The organism is Stenotrophomonas pictorum JCM 9942, assembly GCF_001310775.1.
In the GTDB taxonomy this organism is placed as follows: domain Bacteria; phylum Pseudomonadota; class Gammaproteobacteria; order Xanthomonadales; family Xanthomonadaceae; genus Stenotrophomonas; species Stenotrophomonas pictorum.
This window is the reverse complement of sequence record NZ_BAZI01000759.1, coordinates 1-657: the sequence shown is the minus strand read 5'-3', so window position 1 is coordinate 657 and position 657 is coordinate 1. Positions and strand designations below refer to the sequence as shown.

The window sequence follows — 657 nt, the reverse complement described above, 5'->3', positions numbered from 1 at the left end:
GGCGCTGCTGGTGCTGGCCGCCGGCGGCTGGTGGCGGAGCCATACCACCGTCAGGCAACCGTCATTGGCCGAGGCCTCCATCGCGGTGATGCCCTTCAGCAGCCTCAGCGACAACGCCGATGACCGCTATTTCGCCGATGGCCTGGCGGTGGAAATGCACGATGCACTGGCCGATGTGCCGGGCCTGAAGGTGGCGGCGCGGCAGCTGGCGGCGCCGGCCAATGCCGAGGACGATGTACGGCGGATCGGACGCCGGTTGGGGGTGGCCACGTTGCTGGATGCCAGCGTACGCCGCGAGGGCGGCAAGGTGCGGATCAGTGCGCGGCTGTCGGACACCACGACCGGATTCACGCTGTGGACCGATACCTATGACCGTGAGATCACGACGTGTTCGCCTTGCAGAGTGAGATTGCCGGCCAGGTGTGCATGAACTGCTTGGGCACCTGCCCGGGGAAGTGCCGGGGCTGGCGCAGCGCTTGACGCCCACCAACGACGTCGACGCCTACGATGCCTATCTGCGCGGACTGGCATTGCTGCAGCGTCCGGTCGGCGAGACCGGCAATGAACGGGCGATCGCCAATTTCCGCCAGGCGCTGGCGGCCGATCCGCATTTCGCCCGCGCCCAGGCCGGCATCTGCCGGGCGGAAATCGCCCGGC

At 68.3% G+C, this 657-nt stretch carries 1 protein-coding gene and 1 pseudogene; both read left to right on the top strand.

From position 1 onward, the window contains the following. Nucleotides 1–430: pseudogene (locus tag JCM9942_RS17530) on the top strand (hypothetical protein); the annotation flags it as partial. After that, the coding region (locus JCM9942_RS17525) for a hypothetical protein (protein ID WP_157723078.1) at nt 423–657 on the top strand (235 nt) is incomplete at its 3' end. The pseudogene JCM9942_RS17530 and the gene JCM9942_RS17525, both read left to right, overlap by 8 nt.